At 33.3% G+C, this 1,054-nt stretch carries 1 protein-coding gene; it reads left to right on the top strand.

Annotated features, from left to right (window positions below):
• Nucleotides 1–1,054: leucine-rich repeat domain-containing protein (locus tag HMPREF1864_RS08105; RefSeq protein WP_369817843.1), on the top strand; the 1,054-nt coding region annotated here is incomplete at both ends.

Here is a 1,054-nt window from a genome sequence, read left to right as displayed (position 1 = left end):
AAGCAAAAACACAGCCCTTACTCAATTGAATTGTGGTGGTAACTATCTAAAAAGTCTAGATGTAAGCAAAAACACAGCCCTTACTCAATTGAATTGTAGTAAAAACTCACTAACAAGTCTAGATGTAAGCAAAAACACAGCCCTTACTCAATTGAATTGTAGTAAAAACTCACTAACAAGTCTAGATGTAAGCAAAAACACAGCACTTACTAAACTTGATTGTTCTATTAACCCATTAACAAGTCTAGATGTAAGTAATAACACAGCCCTTACTGAATTAGATTGTAGTGAAAACCAACTAACAAGTCTAGATGTAAGCAAAAACACAGCCCTTACTGAATTGAATTTTAGTGAAAACTCACTAACAAGTCTAGATGTAAGCAAAAATACAGTTCTTAATGAGCTTAATTTTTCAAATAACCAACTAACAAGTCTAGATGTAAGCAAAAACACAACTCTTACTAAATTGATATGTGATAATAACCGACTAACAAATTTAGATTTAAGCAAAAACACAGCTCTTGAGGATTTTGAGTGTATTAATAACGATTTAACAAATTTAGATTTAAGCAAAATCAAACATCTTCTAAATTGTTGGAGTTATAACAACCCGTGGATATATTTAAAACTACCTGACGGAGATATTTATAAAAAATTATCTCCAATAACTTACACTGTAAAAGTTGCAGAAGGAAGTTCAAAAATTCCCTTTACTGCACTTCCACAAGGTTTTGATAAGAAAAGGATTAAGGCAGATTCAGTTGAGGGTACAAGTTTAGAAGAAGATGGCTTTAAGTGGAATAAATCAACTGGCCTTATAAGATTTAAATATAAATTGTGGGACAAGCCAGAGACAAATGATGCAAAATTAAGAGAAGCAGATGATGAAGAATCAGGATTTGTAGATGCGGAATTAAGAGCATTACTTGAAGTAGTGGGACCAGTAGACCCAACAAAGCCAGAGGGAAAGAATCCAGACACAAACAAATACTGGACAGTATCTTTTGAATCCGAAGATGAAAGCAAGGGAACAGTAGCAGCAGAAAACACCTTC

Source organism: Peptoniphilus sp. DNF00840 (assembly GCF_001553125.1).
Taxonomy (GTDB): domain Bacteria; phylum Bacillota; class Clostridia; order Tissierellales; family Peptoniphilaceae; genus Peptoniphilus_A; species Peptoniphilus_A vaginalis.
Note: the sequence above shows the minus strand (reverse complement) of the source record. Positions and strands in the feature narration are given on the sequence as shown.